The following is an 18,755-nucleotide window of genomic DNA, read 5'->3' on the forward strand; positions in this document are numbered from 1 at the left end:
ATCACTACAGCGACAACATTAGTTTACTGTAGAATAATCGTATTGTACCAATTGAATATCAGCACCTAAAGCTGACAATTTTTCAACGATATGGTCATAACCACGTAAAATATTACCGGCACCATATAATTCAGTTTCACCTTCAGCCATTAACCCAGCAATTACTAGACCAGCACCAGCACGTAAGTCTGAAGCCGTGACAGTTGCACCTGTTAATTGGTTAGGGCCATTGTAAGTAATTTGGTCATTTTGTGCTTCAATATTTGCACCCATACGCGCTAACTCAGGTACATGTTTCACACGTTTTGGATAAATCGTATCCACTAATTTACCGTTACCATTTGCTGTTAATAATAATGGCGTAATAGGTTGTTGTAAGTCAGTTGCGAATCCTGGGTATGGCGCTGTTTTAATATCTACAGCTTTTAATTGACCATCATTTGGATGAATGTAAATAGCATCATCGCTGATATCCATTTTGACACCCATCTCACGCAATTTCGCTAGGAAACTTTCGATATGTTCAGCAATTACATTGTTGACAGTAACTCCTTGGCCAACTGCCGCAGCGGCTGCAATATAAGTACCGGCTTCGATACGGTCAGGAATTTGTTGGTGAGAAGCACCGTGCATCTCGTCCACACCTTCAATACGGATAGTAGAAGTACCTACACCTTTAATCTTGGCACCCATTTTGTTTAATAACATAGCGATATCAATGATTTCAGGTTCACGGGCTGCATTTTCAATGACAGTTATCCCTTTAGCGCGAGAAGCTGCCAACATGATGTTGATTGTTGCACCAACGCTGACAACATCTAGGTAAATTTCAGTACCTGTAAGGCCGTTACCGTTAGTCGTTAAGTGCATAGCACCTAATTCGTTGCTTACTTCAGCACCTAAAGCTTCAAACCCTTTTAAGTGTAAATCCATTGGACGAGGACCCAAGTTACAACCACCTGGTAAACCTACAACACCCTCACCGTATTTACCTAATAAGGCACCCATGAAGTAGTAAGATGCGCGCAAGCTTTGGATCTTACCATCAGGCATTGGGACATTTTCCATGTTCGTTGGGTCAATACGCATGACATGCTCGTTGAAATCAACCTTTACATTAAAGTCTTTCAATATTTCAATTAAAGCGAACACGTCGTCAATTTCCGGTACGCCCTCAATTACCACCGGTGAATCCGCCATAATCGCTGCAGGAATTAGCGCAACTGCACTATTCTTCGCTCCAGAAACCGTAATCTCACCCTTTAACGGATTACCACCCTTGATGATAAATTTTTCCATTATAAAACCCCTCACTCATCGTTTTCATTTTCGTTTTATTTATTTCATTTTATCTAAGCCTTTTAGCTTTTGTTAAGTTCATTCATTAATTACCTATTTGAATCATATATGCGGATTTTGCATACTTTTCCGATTCTATGATAGATAAAGCAAGATTGATTATACCTAATTCTCTAAGATATAACTACCATCCCCACCAATTTTAATGGTTTTTTTAACTTCTTTGTAAAATTTGACATATATATACAATCAGTTATAAGAGATATTTAATTTATTATAACCCATGAACCAACCATTTTTCATCCGAAAGGTTTAAACATCTTGGGAAAAAGGCAATTTCACGTAAATTTGAGGATTTCAAGTACAAAAAAAGAGCAACAACCAAAAGGTCATTGCTCAAAAAAGGATATATAAAGCGGAAATTCACTGGCTAAAATGAATTATGCTTTGTTTGAAGAACCAAACATACGTAATGTTTCACGTGCAGTTTTAACAATCGCAGCTTTACCTGGTGCTAAAACTTTACGTGGGTCGTATACTTTGTCATCATTATTTAAGTTTTCACGAACTGCAGCAGTAAATACGATTTGTAATTCAGTATTTACGTTGATTTTCGCATGGCCGCGTTCGATAGCTTTTTTGATTTGTTCTTCTGGAATACCTGAACCACCGTGTAATACTAATGGTGTGTTTGTGTATTCAGAAATTTCTTTCATTTCATCGAAACCTAAAACAGGTTCGCCTGAGTAAGGACCATGAACTGAACCTAAGGCTGCAGCTAATGCATCGATACCCGCTTCGTCAACGATACGTTTACATTCTTCTTTATCTGCGTAGTTGATACCAGCAGTAACGCCGTCTTCAGTACCACCAACAGTACCGATTTCACCTTCAACAGAAGCGCCACGTTCGTGTGCGTATTCTACAACTTGTTTAGTCATAGCGATGTTGTCCTCAATTGGGTGATGAGAACCATCGATCATTACTGAAGTGTATCCAGCGTCGATTGCACGTTTAGCAGATTCAAAAGATGAACCGTGGTCTAAATGTAATGCAACAGGAACAGTGATTTCCATAGTTTCAACTAAAGCTTTAACCATAGCGGCAACAACTTCTGGGCCACCCATGTATTTACCAGCACCCTCAGAAACACCTAAAATTACTGGTGAGTTTTCTGCTTGGGCTGCTTCTAAAACAGCTTGAGTCCATTCCAAGTTGTTAATGTTTAATTGTGCTACTGCATATTGACCGTCTTTCGCTTTTGTCAGCATGTCGACCATGTTTTCTAATGGCATAAATAGATCCCCCTGATTTTTAATTTTGATGTGCTCGTGCTTATTGTAACCCTTATCAATTGCATTTTACAAGAGTTTTGTCTCATAAAAAAATAAATATTAATTGATGCCATAAAATGACAATTGGCAAACGCATACATCGTTTTTATTATTCTGCTCTTGCAATTTTTGCAATAATATTCCTAAGCCTTTATAGGCTTTTTTGACTAACAATATCCTTTTTCCCTAAATTAGGCTATCACACTGACTAAGATTGGCTAGCACTCGAATCTTCATCAGTACCAATAGCTGCAGTGGTTGTATCTGCTACTTCTGCATCACTTGCAGCACTTTTAGCATCAGCTTCCACAGCGTTTTTGTCGTCGTGACTCCATGCACCATTCATTGAAGCGCTAGTTGAAGCATCAGTTGTATCTTCCTCAATCTTCACTACCTTTTGTCCAGTTTGTTCTAGATACCACTCAATTACAGGTTGCAAGTCTAAAACATGCTCGTTGATTCCACGATACTTACCATCTTCATCATGAATAGCTACATAATTATGGACAACATAATGATCTTTATGGATTGGTACGTGTACATGGATACCTTCCTTGTTTCCTGACCGCAATTGAGAGATTACCCAAGAAACGTTCTTCACAGCACGTGGTGGGTGAACAGCACCAAGTGGGCTACCAACATCTTTTTCGTAACGAGAAGCAAACATGTCTTGACCAGGTTTCACTCGGTTATAGTAAATATACTGATTGTTCTCATCTGCATAAGTCAATTCAAGAGGGATAGTCTTTAAGAACCAGTTTAATTGGTTTACTGTTAACAATCCTCTATCCAGTTTCACATAGGTATCACCTTCGACAGCGCCCACTTTTGCTGCAGCTTGCTCAACCCAATCCGGTGCGGTCATGTCTACACCTTCAATGGTTGTGTCACAATGCTTAGTTGCAGTTAAATCTTCCTCAGGGAATACGGGGTTATCTTTAAGTGGTTGAACAGATTCAACGTACTTCATAAACTTCTCTAAGCTACCTTTCAAGAAACTTACAGTGCTAGGTTCAACTAAATCACCATTAGCGTTGATTGCCTCTTTACAATTTCCTAATAGGAACTCTTGACCTGGCATTACTAAGGCATCGATTCCGGGTGCCTCAAGAATTTGACGTAAGTGTAATTGTGATCGTGATGTTCCTTGGTCTAGATAAGAAGCACCGATGATTTTTACAGGTTTGTTTTTCAATGGATGAATTGTGAAGGATAGCCATTCCAATGCACTCTTCAAAGGCCCTGGCGTTGTATGGTTGTGCTCCGCTGTAGCAATAATCACACCATCTGCTTGTCGGATCTTCCGATTCAATGTATGAACAGGCCCCTCTGTCGCTAACTCCGGGTTATCTTGGTTAAATAAAGGTATTTGGTCAATTTCAAGAATCTCTAGATCAAATAAATCAGTGAATTCTCTTTGAATATATTGTAACAATAAACGGTTATATGATTTTTCAGCAGTTGAGCCAACAATTCCAACAATTTTCATTTTGTCACCCTAGTCCTTTCTACTTGGTCCACTCGTAGTTTTCAGCAGCTGCTTTTGTCTCAGTTCTTAGCTGCGTAAATTCTTGTGTATGATCAATAAATTGAATAAATTCTTTAAAAATATCTTCTAATTGTTTAACAGATTTTTGGTCACTTAAATCACCATCATCATCAAAAGCTTGTAAAGAATTTCCTAATAGAAATTCTGAATTTGGTATCACACGTGCTCTAATATCCGGTGAGTCTAGAATCTGGCGCAAGTGCATTTGTGCTCTAGAAGATCCTAAACGACCGTTAGAGGCACCAGTAATCATAATTGGTTTATCTGCTAAGGGATAAATATAATAGCTTAACCAATGTAAGGCATTAGTTAGTGAAGAAGTAATGGAATGATTATATTCTGCAGCACTAATAATGACCGCATCTGCTTGCTCGATTTTTTTAGCGTCCTCTTCAACAATATTTGGAAGTGTCTTATCTTCTGGTTTAGTAAATATTGGATAATCACGGATTTCCAATAATTCAATTTCAGCTTGATCTGCAAAATGTTTCTGAATATATTTAAGAAGTTTTCTATTAGTAGATTTCTTAGAATTTGTCCCTACGATTCCGATAATATGTTTCATGATTTTCTGTCCTTTCTATAGTAGAAATATAACCTGCTAACAAATAAGTTCAACTTTGCCCTCTAAACCAGATGTATAGGTGACTTGTCCCTGTTGGTCAACAACCAACACTTCAATCTGTTCTATTTGTTCTGCTTGATTGATAATTGCTTCCTTAGATAAGGGAAACAATCGAGTAGTCCAAATTTCACCATCTAACGAAGATTCACTTACCACAGTGACACTGCGAACGTCCGCTTGAAATGGCTTACCATTTGTGGAATCTAAAATATGATGGTAAAGATGTCCATCCTGTTCGAATACGCGTACGTAATCCCCAGACGTTACAACCGATCGGTTACTTAAATCGACAATGGCCTTGTTATAACCACGGGTTTGGTCAGGATCTTGGATACCTATACGCCAATGTGTACTTTCTGTATGACTGGGTCGATGGCCATAGAATCTAAGGTTACCACCAAGATTAATAGATGCCCTGGTTACGCCTTGATTTTTGAAATAGGCGATAATTTGATCTGCCGCATACCCTTTTGCAAGCGCACCTAAATCAATCGACATACCTGGCTTAGTAAGGTAAACTGTTTTCTTTATTTCATCCAGATGAATTTCATTCGGGTCTACTAAAGTCAGCCGACCATCAATCTCTTGCTGGCTAGGTTTACGATAATCCGAAAAACCAATCCGCCATAAGTTAACTAACGGTCCAATAGCTATATTTAGCTTTCGTCCCGATGTAATACTCTCTTTTTTACCGATTTGAATGAGATGAAATAGCTCTGGATGAACGCGTACAGCCTTAACTCCTGCCATTTGATTAACCGCCATTAATTCAGAAGATGGGTCATTCGCTGAAAAACGCGCTTCCAATTGAAACAAACGCTGGACTGCAGCAAGTAATAAAGAATGACTATTTGGATGGTCAACCATTAGGTCAATCGTCGTACCCATCAAATTTATAGAATGCCGTTGCTCAAAGTCCAAATCACTAGCCTCCAACTCCTTAAACCTCTTCCACCCTAAATAGTAGACAGTAACCAAAAATTAAACCACAAACGCCTACAAAAATTTGTACACCTTTTAATGGCATAAGTAACATTGATAAACCCATCACAAGATAAGTTGTCATTAGGATATGAATTTTTTTGCGCTTGCTGATACCACCCTGTCGCTTAAATTCGCCTACATAGTTTTCATATAAACGAGTAGATTCTAACCAGTTTTTAAATCGCGGTGAACTTCGCGTGAAAAACCAGCCAGCGAGCAACAAGAATGGGGTTGTCGGTAGAACAGGCAATATAACGCCTATACTCCCTAGGATCACACTCAATAAGCCCATTATTAGAAAAACCTTCTCTTTAATAGTTCTCATTTGCATTACTCACCCCCCTTGAGAAAAAAATCACATGGTATATCTACCTCAAATTATCAAACTATATTTATCCCGTCAATGAAATATCCAAATGACAAAAAGAGGGTGCAACATTTGTGTTGCACCCTCTAAAATATGTCTTATTTTATTATCAATCTTGAACCAAATTGTATTACTTATCTAGCGCCTTATGACGAATATTTAATTGATGTTTTTCATAGTTCGCTTGTTTCAATTGTGGCAAGCTCATCATGGCGATAAAGCTGACTAGGTAAAGGCTGGCTAAGAAAAGCATGACCATACCCACACCAGAAGCATCTAAGATGAAACCAATAATTACTGAGGAGAACCCACCGACTGCGCGTCCAACGTTTAAAATCGTGTTGTTGGCAATCGCATTGATTTTAAATGGATAAAGACGTGAAATCATTGCCCCGTAGCCTGCGAACATACCGTTTACGAAGAAACCAACGACGGCACCACCGATTAAGATGGTCATAGCTGAGTTGGCAAAAGTGAACAAGTAAACTGAAACTGCTGACGCGATTAAGTAGACACCATAAGACAATCTTGGCCCTAATCTATCTAAGATTTGTCCAAATGTTAGCATCCCTAAACACATACCTAAGATTGTTGTCACCATCCAAGTAGATGAACCTGAAACAGTTACCCCAACTTGTTCTTGCATAATAGTTGGTAACCAGTTCATCATTCCAAAATAACCAGCAATTTGTACAGTTGTCATCACCATTAAGATGATTGTTTGATAGGCTTGCCCTGGTGTCTTGAACAGGTCTCTAATAGCTGGCTTCTCCCTGTCATCAATCTCTACAAGGTCTTCTGTCACTTCGTCTGTATTAATCCCTAATTCATCTTCATTAATAGTTAATTTAGCCCACACAACCACTAGGATTGGTAAGATCCCGAATAGAAACAACCCTCTCCAACCAAGTGTTGGTACAATAAAACCTGCTAGAAGCGCCGAACTGATAGAACCGATTTGACCGACAATCCCGTTCAAGGATGAAATCCGGCCTAATTGTTTAGCAGGAACAAGTCCGGCCATAATCGAGATGGCTACCCCGTACTCACCACCAACCCCGATTCCTGCGATAAAGCGTAGTAGGTATAGGTATTGAATATTTGGCGTGAAGAAGATTAAAGCTGTTGCGATAGAGAAAGTAAGAATTGTTAAGTAGAAAACCTTCATCTTGTCCCAACGGTCAGCTAAGACCCCGAATAGCAAACCTCCAGCTAGCATCCCTAAGTTGGTAATTGTCGCGATCCAACCAGCAGCTACACTTGAAATCCCTAATTGGCTGATGATAGATGACATTGAAAATGATAAGAACATCACGTTCAAATCATCTGTCCCTGATGCAACAATAGCAGCAATCAAGGCGTTTCGTTGCGATTTGTTTAACTTGTGATCTTCCACTTGTAATGCATTTTTTTCGATTGTTTTTTCCATTTTTGTGCTCCTTTTTTGGTAAAACTGGTGTAATTCCCTCATTTAGTCACCGTGAAAATAAAAATGGGCAAAAAAAAATAAGGACATAAATTTTGTAACGCTGTTATTTGTATAGCAGGTTAAATCAACTTAACCGTGTTTTTCAGACCAAGCTTTAGGGTCTTTGTACCATTCCATCAACTTGTCATAATGTGGTGATAATTTAGGATCTTTTACTGCGTAATCCAAAATCTTCACGTAGTTTGTCAAGGTCATTAAAGGATAGCCAGCTTGTTTGAAAGCATCTTTTGAAGCTGCTAATAAATAGTCAAAAATAGCTACTGCTGCTACTACTTGGCCGCCCGCTTCTTGAATCTTGTCAGCTGCAGTAATCACGCTACCACCAGTTGAAATCAAGTCTTCAATGATCACTACTTTTGCGCCTGCTTCTAAAGCACCTTCAATAGCATTTTGCTTACCGTGATCTTTGGCAGAAGAACGCACATAAATCATTGGTAAGTCTAAACGTTCACTTACAAATGCAGCATGTGGAATACCAGCAGTTGCAGTACCTGCAATCACATCTACGTCAGGGAAGTTTTCTTTGATTAATTCAGCCAAAGCATCTTCCACTGTTGAACGCACACTCGGGTATGACATGATTAATCGGTTATCTGTATAAATCGGCGCTTTAAGTCCGCTGGCCCAAGTATATGGTGCCTCAGGGCTAAAGTTTACAGCTTTAATCTCTAGTAATTTTTGTGCTACCAAATCGGCTTTTTCTACTGTCATCTTGCACCCTCCTTATTGTCCAGACCAATCAGCTGTGATTTGATCGTAAGTTACTTTTGAGTTATTGGCTTGTGTAATTGGTCGTCCAACAACGATATAATCAGAACCGCCTTGGGCTGCTTGGCTTGGTGTCATGATTCGTTTTTGGTCATCCGCAACAGAAGTCGCTAGGCGGATACCCGGTGTAATTGTTTGGAAGTCTTCTCCGCAAGCTTCTTTAATAGCTGCTGCTTCAAGTGGTGAACAAACCACACCATCAAGGCCCGCTGCTTTAGTTAATCTAGCGTAGCGCAATACTGAATCCAATACTTCACCTGGAATTCCTTGTTCTTCGTTCATTTGTTCAGTAGAAGTGGACGTTAATTGCGTGACACTAATTAACATCGGGCGTTTACCTGTCGAACCTGCCTCTAAACCACGAAGCGCTGCTTGCATCATCTCTTTCCCACCAGCCGCATGTACATTGACCATTGCAACACCAGTACTGGCTAAAATGGCCATTGCGCGCTCAACCGTATTGGGAATATCGTATAATTTCAAGTCTAAGAAAATGTCGTGGCCTTTTGCTTGTAACTCTTTTAAGAAAGCTGTCCCACCAGCATAAAACAATTCCATACCTACTTTTACATTTAGTTGTTGACCTTGGAACTGATCAAGGAACGCAAATACCTCTTCTTGATTAGGAAAATCTAAGGCAATAATTGGTTTCTTCGGATCCACATGGCACTTCCTCTCATATTTTTCTATTATCTTTTCATTTTTTTCTCATTTATCTAAAAATGGGCAAAAAAAATAACCAACAACGAAACAAGGTTGCTGATTATATACTAGCGGATGCTGGTCTTAAAATTTGTTCACTAACAAAATAAAGTGGTTATTCTTGTGAGCGAACAGCTCTTATGTGCAGGGCATCCATACGCTAGTGCAGTTTCCCCTGTTTTTACTCTGTTGGCTATTGTACCGACTTAGAAAGAAAGAGTCAACATATATTTTAATAAATATTTACATTATCAACGAAATCTTGATAAGACAAGGATATACAATTAAAAAATATCCGTTCTCTTATACAAAACGTACAAAAAGAACGGATAATTTACAATTTATAATTCTTACGCTTCTAATGCCGCGCCAATGAATCCATTAAAGATTGCTTGTGGACGGTCTGGACGTGAGATAAATTCTGGGTGGAATTGGGATGCCACAAAGAATGGATGTTCTGGAATTTCAATGATTTCAACTAGGTTGCCATCTGGTGATGTTCCAGAGAAAATCATACCAGCTTTTTCGAATTCTTCACGGTAAGTGTTATTGAATTCCCAACGGTGACGGTGACGCTCTTCAACTAAGGCTTCATTGTTGTATAATTCACGTGCTTTAGAACCTTCTTTAAGGGCACATGGGTATAGACCTAAACGTTGTGTACCACCTAAGTTTTCAAGGCCTGATTGTGTTGTCATCAAGTCGATTACTGGGTGTTCAGTGTTTGGATTGATTTCAGTTGAGTTAGCGTCTGTGTAACCTAATACGTGACGAGCAAATTCAATAGAAGCCACTTGTAGCCCTAAACAGATACCTTGGAATGGTACATTGTTTTCACGTGCGTATTTGATGGCTTGGATTTTACCTTCAATACCACGGTTACCGAAACCACCTGGTACTAAGATACCGTCAGCATTACCAAGGATCTCTTGTACGTTGTCCGCTGTAATGGTTTCAGAGTCGATCCAGTCGATGTCGATTTCTGCATCGTGGGCATAGCCGGCGTGACGTAATGATTCTGCTACTGATAGGTAAGCGTCTTGAAGCGATACGTATTTACCAACTAAAGCGATTTTCACTTTCTTAGATAGGTTTAATACACGGTTTTCAAGGTTACGCCATTCGCGCATGTCTGCTTCTGGTGTTTCGTCTAGACCTAATACTTCACATACTTTATCGTCTAAACCTTCTTGTTGTAGACGCAATGGTAGTGTGTAGATTGTTTCTACGTCGCGATTCTCGATAACGGCATCTTCTTCAACGTCACAGAATTGAGCGATTTTCGCAGTCATACCGTCTGGTAGTGGGTGTTCTGAACGTACAACCAAGATATTAGGTTGAATCCCCATACCACGTAATTCTTTCACAGAGTGTTGCGTAGGTTTTGTTTTCAACTCACCAGCTGCTGCGATATATGGTAGTAAAGTTGTGTGGATGTAGCATACGTTGTCAGCGCCAACTTGTGAACGCATTTGACGTAATGCTTCAACGAATGGTGTTGATTCGATATCCCCAACTGTACCACCAACCTCAGTGATCACGACGTCAGCGCCTGTTGTATCACCAGCACGTAAGATTTTATCTTTGATTGAGTCAGTAATGTGTGGAATTACTTGGACAGTTGCCCCTAAGTAGTCCCCGCGACGTTCTTTGTTGATAACTTCTGAGTAGATTTTACCAGTTGTCACGTTTGAGTATTGATTTAAGTTGATATCAATAAAACGTTCGTAGTGACCTAAGTCTAGGTCTGTTTCAGTTCCATCATTTAACACAAATACTTCCCCATGTTGATAAGGGCTCATTGTACCTGGGTCAACGTTAATGTATGGGTCAAACTTTTGAATGGTTACTTTTAAACCTCTATTTTTTAATAAACGTCCTAAAGATGCTGCAACTAAACCTTTACCGATTGAAGAAACTACCCCACCGGTTACAAAAATATACTTTGTCATGATATCCTTCCTTTTCCAAAAAATTTATATGCTTACATAAGAAGGGAGATGCGGATAACTATTTTCCTTAGAAAAAATAAAAAAATCCCCATCTTTCCTAAGAAAGACAGGGAGTAACGTGTTCATCTCACAATAGTTATGAAACTAAAGTGCCCAAATAGAATAATAATTCATTCACTTATTTGAGTCAAGGAAAAACAACATGTTTTTTATAGAAGTTTAGAAATCTTTGTTAGAAGTCTTTGTTAGAAGTCTTCTTCGTCTTCCTCATCATCATCTTCGTCAACTAAGCTAAGGTCGCCTTCAAGACCATCTTCAAGATCGTCTTCTTCCTCGTCATCGCCTAATTCACCTAGGTCAGAAGAGTAAGCTGAAATTTCGTCTTCTTCATCTTCTTCTTCGTCATCGTAATCTTCTTCGTCTTCAACGTAGTCCACATCTTCTGGGTCGTCAGACGCGTAGTCAATTAAATCGTCATCTTCAACAGACGCCAATAGACTCTTGCTACCTTTGTGTTTCGCTTTAATATCGTCATCATCGATAGAAGAAACAATTTCTTCATCGATTGAATCAACTGCATACCACTCACGTAAGCCCCAACGGTTTTCACCTAAAGAGATAAAACTACCATCATAGTTCATTTCTGTGTAGAAATTCGCCATTTTGCCTTCTAATTCATCTTGTGGCATGTTCAAGAAATCTTGAATTTCAGCTAATAAATCATTGAACTCGAATACATTATTCGTTTCCACTAAAATTTGGTATGCGACTTCAACCATTGATAACTGTTCTTTGTTTTGACCAGCAAATCCTTTTAATTCCACTACTAGTTCATCCTTTCGCCTTATAACCAACGCACTTGTGATTAATCGTCTAGTATATCCACTATATATTACTACACATGGACCCTTGTTTGCAATTCGATTTGGTATTGCCCAATCATTTCTTCTGATTGGTATAAGTTGTATGCCATCCGGGCATTAAAGGTATCCGCATCGTTTTGGTTTACATTAAGTAAATTTAATTGTCCTTGGAAAGTAATTGCTTGTGCATCTGTCACATGGTAGAGAATATCCGTTTTTTTACCTTTGACTAGATTCATTGTCGTTTCTGTACCGTTCACTTGACGACGGATAGTCACTTTATCGTTAGCTTCAAATTTTAAACGGACAGCTACCGTGTTTTCAGTGATTTTTTCTTCATATTCTACATAAATAGCCTCGCCGACTTCATAGTAGTAACCCTTTGTTTTCGTGGTAAATTCCTCTTGCACTTGTTGGCCATCACGATCTTGTTGGATATAGTTTTTAACTTTTAACTGGATTGCTTGTTTACCAGCATTTGCCATTTGGCAACCTCCTCTAATGACAATTTTTCTTGTATATTTAACCTCCCCTATTCTAACACGATTCCCTTAGACTTCAAAGATTAGATACCTATGAAACCGCCGTGAAATAGGGGAAATAGCTACTTTTATGGTACAATATAGACAAATTAGTGGGAAGGACTTTCACATGATGTTTGACGACTTTAAAACAAGCGACAAACCGCTGACTATGGCGGTTTATAAAGATATTACTCAAAATAATCAAGCCTATGATTTAGAGGAAGCAGATATAGCCTTGTTACCCTTTGCAGTTGATGACACTATCTTGAATGCTATTAACCAAGAATCTTTTGAAGCGCCCTTAGCCATTCATTTCTGGCCAACCCGCCCAACTGTTATCCTTGGGGGCATGGACACTAGGCTACCAGACTTTAATCAAGCTGTGACTTGGCTGTATGAGGACCAAGCCATTTTGCCGGTTGTACGACCTGCTGGTGGGTTAGCGGTGGTATCTGACCCAAATGTCTTGAACGTGACCCTATTGATGGACACTAAAAACAAATCCTTTACCATCGATCAGGCTTATGACTTTATCGTCACACTCTTACAAGCAATGATGGACGCATATGGTATATCACTAGAAGTCGGGGAAGTCGCAACATCCTACTGCCCTGGTAAATTTGACGTATCCATTCGTGGGCAAAAAGTAGCCGGTATTGCCCAACGTAGAATCGGTCATGCAGTAGGTATCTACCTCTACATGTCAATCACCGGAGATCAAGCCAGTCGCGGCCAATTAATCGCTGATATGTACAAATTCGGTCAAGCAAGTAAAGATGAAAAAGGCCGGTATCCAAACGTGGACCCTAATGTTATGGCCAACTTGTCCGACTTCGCGCCTATTGATACAGTCGAAAAATTTGTCGATGACTTGTTAACAGTGATTGCGGATGCTGGGGTTGAATTAGTCGAACGAAGTCAAGAGACTTTGGATACGGTGACTTATAGCCAACGGATGCAGAAACGAAACCAAGTCCTTTACGATATATTAGCGAATCAATAGATAGAAACCGCCCACCTTCACGTATAAATATAGAGAGGCAGAATTTGACAAAGGAGACTGTTATGAGTATTGCAGAAGCGAGTAAACGCATACCCGAGAAGGTGTTTCGGGACCCCGTGCACGACTACATCCACGTCCAACACCAGGTAATTATGGACCTAATCAATGCTAAAGAAATGCAACGCCTACGCCGAATCAAACAAATGGGGACGGCTTCTTATACCTTCCACGGCGCGGAACATTCACGGTTTAGTCATTCATTAGGTGTGTATGAAATTGCCCGGAAGATTTGTGATAAATTCGTTCGCAATTTTTCGATTGAAAACGGCGGGGTTTGGGATGATTCTGAGCGATTAGTGGTTTTATGTGCAGCCCTCTTGCATGATATTGGGCACGGGCCTTTTTCCCATACTTTTGAAAATATCTTCAATACCGATCACGAAAAGATGACCAGAGAAATCATTTTGTCAGAAGCCACTGAGGTCAACCAGATTTTGCGTGGGGTATCCGCTGATTTCCCAAGACAAGTGGCATCAGTCATTGATAAGACTTACCCAAATCCACAAGTTGTTCAGTTGATTTCTAGTCAAATTGACGCTGACCGGATGGATTATCTACTCCGTGACTCTTACTTCTCAGGGACCAATTACGGGAACTTTGATTTGAGTCGAATTCTGCGAGTGATGCACCCTTATAAAGACGGGATTCGTTTTGACTACAACGGCATGCACGCAGTGGAGGACTATATTACAAGTCGTTATCAAATGTACATGCAAGTCTACTTCCACCCTGTTTCAAGAGGGATGGAAATGCTACTCCACCATTTGTTAAAACGTGCTCAAGAATTGTTCCTGACAAAAGATGCATTTACCAGTCGTGATACCCACGCTTCATTCTTAGAGCCATTTTTTACTCAGGACTGGACATTAGAAGACTACCTGCGCCTAGATGACGGGGTCTTACAAACTTATTTCCAACACTGGATTTTCTATGCAGAAGACCCAGTCTTGCGAGATTTAGCTGACCGGTTTATCAACCGTAAACCATTTAAGTCAGTCACTTATAACGAGGTTGAAAACCAAGAAGACGTGAAAATATTAATCGACTTAGTGGGTAAATTGGGCTATGACATCCAATACTACGTTGCCATCAACTCGCGCTTTGATTTACCGTATGATTTCTACAGACCAAATGCGGAGAAACCACGTACGCAAATTGAATTAGTTGAGAAAAATGGCCACATGGTCGAATTGTCAAAAGCTTCGAGTTTAATCGCAGCCTTTACTGGTCAACAGCGCGGTGATGAGCGCCTATTCTTACCTAATGAGTTATTCTATGGGAAAAACCGTGACAACATTACCTTGTTTGAACCTATCTTGACGCAAATCCACGCCATGACCAAAACAGGTAAAATCACACCATTAGACGAAAACCTAACAGATACCTTTATCTAGTCTGCTAACAAACATCTCATTATCCCTAAAATTCAATCCTATACTTTAAAATATAATTATACGAGAAAGCTTACATTTTAACTTTGTAAGCTTTTTAAATTATAATGAAGGTAACGGAGGTGGGAATATGGAAAATGTTCGCTTATATAATGGTGTTGATATGCCCCAGTTAGGTTTTGGTGTCTTTCAAATCAAGGATTATTCGGAATGTGAACGTTCAGTTATTGATGCTTTGGCATCCGGCTATCGGTCGATTGATACCGCCCAATTTTATCAAAATGAGGAAGCGGTCGGTTCAGGTCTAGCCATGTCAGATGTACCACGTGAGGATATTTTTTTAACCACGAAAATCTGGCCAAGTGATTATGGTGAAGAAAAAACACACGATGCGGTCTTAGGATCACTAAACCGTTTGGGGACTGATTACCTAGACTTAGTCTTATTACATCAGCCATTCGGTGATTATTTCGGTGCTTGGCGTGCCTTAGAGAAACTTTACCGTCAAGGTGTTATTCGAGCGATTGGTATTTCTAACTTCTACCCAGGTCGTTACCAAGATTTCGTGCATTTTGTGGATGTTAAACCTATGGTCAACCAAGTAGAAGCACACGTCTTCTACCAACAAGAAGCCTTACAAAAAGTGATGGAACCATATGGTACAGTCCTTGAAGCTTGGGGACCACTTGCACAAGGTAATCATGATTTCTTTAACCACTCTGATATCAAAGCCATTGGTGATAAATACGGTAAGTCAAATAGCCAAGTTGGCCTAAGATTCTTACTACAATTAGGTTATGTAGTAATTCCAAAAACTACCCATAAAGAACGCATGGATGAAAACTTTGATGTCTTTGATTTTGAATTATCAGATGAAGATATGGCCAAACTGAAAGGCTTAGATACTGGACAACCAAACCAAGCACCACATTGGGATCCAGAAAGAGTCAAATATATTTTAAGTAGGTAGTCTTAAGCATATTTACTTTAATAAGGGCAGATTAAAATGAGTTCATATATCTGTACAGCAAGTGATTCACAGTTATTAGGTGGTTCAGTTGGAAATCAAGGACCCAATGTTTTGAACACTACACTATACTCTTCATTAAAATCCCTAGAATCCTTTTCTTTGGAAGAAAATTCGACCAGAGCAAGGTGATAGGCGTATAAGTCATGAAAATAAAAAGACAGGTTTAATCCTGTCTTTTTATTGTGGCCTATTTAATTTTAGCTATTGGTTTCCCTGCTTCGAGCAAGGCTTTATTCCGTAAAAAGCCAAATGATAGAATGACCAAGGCAAATCCTGCGAATAACAGGATATAGGAAATAGGCATAAAGTCGGCTAATGGGCCAAACAAGGCCATTCCTAAAGGCATCATGGCGGTGTTAATCATAGACATAACGCCAAACACCCGACCTAGATAGGCTTCTTCCACGTGGTCTTGGATCAATACCATAGACGGTGTATTGAATAAAGGGACAGCAATCCCTGTAATGACCATCAGGACGACATACAACCAGAAGTTGCTGGTCGACCCTAATCCCAAGGTACAGGCTGCCAAGATAAAGGAACCCAAGGCCATGGTCTTGATTCGGTTGGGAAATCCTTGCCACCAAGAAATCAAGCCACCACCTAAGACGAACCCGACTGAGAAGGCAATTTCAATAGCTGACAACCGCCACACTTCGTCTCCATACGTCCTTGTCACAACTAAGGTCGGTAACATTGAGGCTGGCGCGATCAGTAACATGAAAATTCCGAAGAAAATGAATAGGTTTCTTAGGAAGTCATGGTTTTTGACGTAACGGACACCCAACATAAAATCGACAGCATAGGACGCAGACTGGTTGCTATTTGCCTTATCATGGGTCCGAACTTTCAAGAAGAGCATGGTAACAATCGCTAATCCTGCTGTAACCACATCGACTAGGAAGATATAAGCCAGTGGCCAAGCTGCTAGTAAACCCGCTGATATCAAGGGCGATCCGAAGTTTAGGATTCCTTGAATTGAGGAGTTGAGGCCGTTGATCCGAGTTAATTCTGATTTAGGGACGATTTGGGGCAAAATGGCACCCACTGCCGGTGTTTGAACGGCTGCCCCAAAGGCACGAATGGCCGCCACAATCAGTAACATCCAAATCTCTTGGTAACCCTGCATATACAACAGGGCTAAAATCAGGGTAGCTACTGCAATCCCACCATCAGCCCACATGATTAATCGCTTACGGTTAAACCGGTCAGCCCAGACCCCTGTTACTGGCGACAGTAAAAAGGTTGGTAGAAATGCGCAGATGATATACAAGGTCATCATGACACCAGACCCTGTTTCAATCGTAATATGCCACATAATGGCATACTGGACGATGGATGAGCCGAATAGGGAAATTCCCTGACTGGTTAGGAATAATGCGACATCCCTTACCCAGTTGCTATTTGTTTGTTCATTGATTTCATTCATGGAAATCTCCCCCATATTTCAATCTTTCTTCATCTTCCATCTTACTCGACCAAGCTTCCCCTGTCGATATTTAAGCCGTTCAAAAAGGCATACACAAGTAATTTATAGGCAAAAGCTAATGACATCGAAACCCACTTTGACAAAACAAAAAAATCGAGACCCGCGGCCCCGACTTTATTTATTCTATTTATTTTTCTTCTATTTATTTTTCTATAATGCTTCCATAAAGGCCGCCATCCGGTCCATGGCTACGGCGATATCCTCGTAGGCTGCAGCATAAGAGAAACGGAAGTAACCTTGGCCGCCTGGCCCAAAGGCTGAGCCAGGAATGACACCGACTTTCGCATTTTCCGCTAAATCTAGGGCAAAGGCTTGGTCATCGTCACCGTATTTGGCTGGAATGCGGGGGAATACATAAAATGCGCCAGCCGGATGCGGGATATCAAATCCCATAGCAGTCATCCGGTCCACAATCATCTTCCGGCGGTGGTTGTATTCATCCTTCATGTCGTCAATAGCTTGATCGCCGTCGTTATAAGCAGCTACCCCAGCCCACTGGTCAAGTGTTGATACACAGGTTACCATAGTTTGGAAAATTTTGAACAACTCTTCGTAGAGGTCAGCTGGAATATGTAAGAAACCTAGTCTAAAGCCGGTCATGGCATAAGATTTAGACGCACCTGCCAGTAAAATAGTCCGGTTCGGCAATTCTTCTACCATTGAATAGTGGTCGCCGTCATAAACCAAGTCCCCGTAAATTTCATCCGATAAGATATAGACATCTGGATATTTCCGTAAGACTTCCGCCAAAGCTTGTACTTGAGCTTTAGTATAAGTGGTCCCAGTTGGATTATTCGGATAATTCAGCATCAACAACTTCACTTCAGGATGGGCTTGCAACTGGCGGTCCAAAGCTTCAGGCGTTAAGACAAAGTCATCCGCAGACGTATCCACAAAAATTGACTCCCCACCGGATAAAATGGAGGAATAGCTATATAGTGGGAAATACGGCGAAGGAATCAAGACCTTGTCGCCAGGATTCAAAAGGGCCATCATAGTAATCATAAACCCTTGACTAGCCCCAACTGTCACCATAATTTGTTGCCAGTTTAACTTCAGCTGATGACGACGATGATAGAAATTAGCAATCGCTTGTCGCAATTCTTGTAAGCCATCCGAAGCCGCATAATGGGTGAAATTGTTATCCAAAGCCTCTTTCATCGCATCCTTAATAAACTCAGGCACATCAAAGTTCGGCTCCCCAATCGTAAAATTCAATAAGCCTGGAATCGTTGACACCTGCGCATCAAAAGCCCGAATCTCAGACGGCGTAATCTGCTTTAATCGCTCATTAATCGTCATACCACACAAATCCTCTCATTAATC

The 18,755-nt window shown here is 40.3% G+C and carries 17 protein-coding genes; 3 read left to right on the top strand and 14 right to left on the bottom strand.

All coding sequences use genetic code 11. The features are described from left to right. Positions 1-18 precede the first annotated feature (18 nt). From B2V22_RS03880 to B2V22_RS03935, 12 genes are all read right to left on the bottom strand, one after another. The gene (locus B2V22_RS03880; protein ID WP_290490669.1) at positions 19-1,299 is read right to left on the bottom strand and encodes a UDP-N-acetylglucosamine 1-carboxyvinyltransferase; all 1,281 of its coding nucleotides are present in this window, start codon (positions 1,297-1,299) and stop codon (positions 19-21) included. 440 nt (positions 1,300-1,739) lie between these two features. Beyond that, on the bottom strand, positions 1,740-2,594 hold the full coding sequence (fba, locus tag B2V22_RS03885; protein WP_290490670.1) for a class II fructose-1,6-bisphosphate aldolase: 855 nt from the start codon (positions 2,592-2,594) through the stop codon (positions 1,740-1,742). 247 nt (positions 2,595-2,841) lie between these two features. Next, positions 2,842-4,122, bottom strand: coding sequence for an NAD(P)H-dependent oxidoreductase (locus B2V22_RS03890; protein ID WP_290490671.1), 1,281 nt, complete (start codon positions 4,120-4,122; stop codon positions 2,842-2,844). A 19-nt stretch (positions 4,123-4,141) separates the two neighbouring features. Continuing rightward, positions 4,142-4,747 (bottom strand): NADPH-dependent FMN reductase, encoded by a 606-nt coding sequence (locus B2V22_RS03895; protein ID WP_290490672.1) that lies wholly within the window; start codon positions 4,745-4,747, stop codon positions 4,142-4,144. Between the two features lie 36 nt (positions 4,748-4,783). Then, positions 4,784-5,728, bottom strand: a complete 945-nt coding sequence (locus B2V22_RS03900) for an FAD:protein FMN transferase (RefSeq protein WP_290490673.1) — start codon at positions 5,726-5,728, stop codon at positions 4,784-4,786. A 19-nt stretch (positions 5,729-5,747) separates the two neighbouring features. Further along, entirely contained in the window at positions 5,748-6,122 is a 375-nt protein-coding gene (locus tag B2V22_RS03905) for a YbaN family protein (protein ID WP_290490674.1), read from the bottom strand. 166 nt (positions 6,123-6,288) lie between these two features. Then, the gene (locus B2V22_RS03910; RefSeq protein ID WP_396159381.1) at positions 6,289-7,554 is read right to left on the bottom strand and encodes an MFS transporter; all 1,266 of its coding nucleotides are present in this window, start codon (positions 7,552-7,554) and stop codon (positions 6,289-6,291) included. A gap of 162 nt (positions 7,555-7,716) precedes the next feature. After that, the gene (pyrE, locus tag B2V22_RS03915; RefSeq protein ID WP_290490676.1) at positions 7,717-8,358 is read right to left on the bottom strand and encodes an orotate phosphoribosyltransferase; all 642 of its coding nucleotides are present in this window, start codon (positions 8,356-8,358) and stop codon (positions 7,717-7,719) included. A 12-nt stretch (positions 8,359-8,370) separates the two neighbouring features. Then, positions 8,371-9,078, bottom strand: a complete 708-nt coding sequence (pyrF, locus tag B2V22_RS03920) for an orotidine-5'-phosphate decarboxylase (RefSeq protein WP_290490677.1) — start codon at positions 9,076-9,078, stop codon at positions 8,371-8,373. Positions 9,079-9,467: 389 nt separating this feature from the next. After that, positions 9,468-11,069 carry a CTP synthase gene (locus B2V22_RS03925; protein WP_290490678.1) on the bottom strand — a complete coding sequence of 534 codons (1,602 nt, stop codon included), beginning with the start codon at positions 11,067-11,069 and terminating at the stop codon, positions 9,468-9,470. 245 nt (positions 11,070-11,314) lie between these two features. After that, a complete protein-coding gene (rpoE, locus tag B2V22_RS03930) occupies positions 11,315-11,893 on the bottom strand; it encodes a DNA-directed RNA polymerase subunit delta (protein ID WP_290490679.1) in 579 nt (192 codons plus the stop codon). A 71-nt stretch (positions 11,894-11,964) separates the two neighbouring features. Then, positions 11,965-12,417 carry a DUF1934 domain-containing protein gene (locus B2V22_RS03935; protein WP_290490680.1) on the bottom strand — a complete coding sequence of 151 codons (453 nt, stop codon included), beginning with the start codon at positions 12,415-12,417 and terminating at the stop codon, positions 11,965-11,967. 166 nt (positions 12,418-12,583) lie between these two features. Between B2V22_RS03935 and B2V22_RS03940 the strand changes: the two genes are divergently transcribed. The 3 genes from B2V22_RS03940 (at position 12,584) to B2V22_RS03950 (ending at position 15,880) form a co-directional block, all read left to right on the top strand. Further along, entirely contained in the window at positions 12,584-13,459 is an 876-nt protein-coding gene (locus tag B2V22_RS03940) for a lipoate--protein ligase family protein (protein WP_290490681.1), read from the top strand. A gap of 62 nt (positions 13,460-13,521) precedes the next feature. Then, positions 13,522-14,913, top strand: a complete 1,392-nt coding sequence (locus B2V22_RS03945) for an HD domain-containing protein (protein ID WP_290490682.1) — start codon at positions 13,522-13,524, stop codon at positions 14,911-14,913. Positions 14,914-15,040: 127 nt separating this feature from the next. Then, positions 15,041-15,880 (top strand): aldo/keto reductase, encoded by an 840-nt coding sequence (locus B2V22_RS03950; protein WP_290490683.1) that lies wholly within the window; start codon positions 15,041-15,043, stop codon positions 15,878-15,880. 247 nt (positions 15,881-16,127) lie between these two features. On the opposite strand, the gene B2V22_RS03955 is transcribed toward B2V22_RS03950, so the two are convergent. Continuing rightward, positions 16,128-17,369 (bottom strand): MFS transporter, encoded by a 1,242-nt coding sequence (locus B2V22_RS03955; RefSeq protein ID WP_290490684.1) that lies wholly within the window; start codon positions 17,367-17,369, stop codon positions 16,128-16,130. Between the two features lie 210 nt (positions 17,370-17,579). Next, the gene (locus B2V22_RS03960; RefSeq protein ID WP_290490685.1) at positions 17,580-18,731 is read right to left on the bottom strand and encodes a pyridoxal phosphate-dependent aminotransferase; all 1,152 of its coding nucleotides are present in this window, start codon (positions 18,729-18,731) and stop codon (positions 17,580-17,582) included. Between the last annotated feature and the right edge of the window lie 24 nt (positions 18,732-18,755).

Origin of the sequence: Aerococcus sp. UBA6277, from assembly GCF_002440555.1 — a bacterium.
Taxonomy (GTDB): domain Bacteria; phylum Bacillota; class Bacilli; order Lactobacillales; family Aerococcaceae; genus Aerococcus.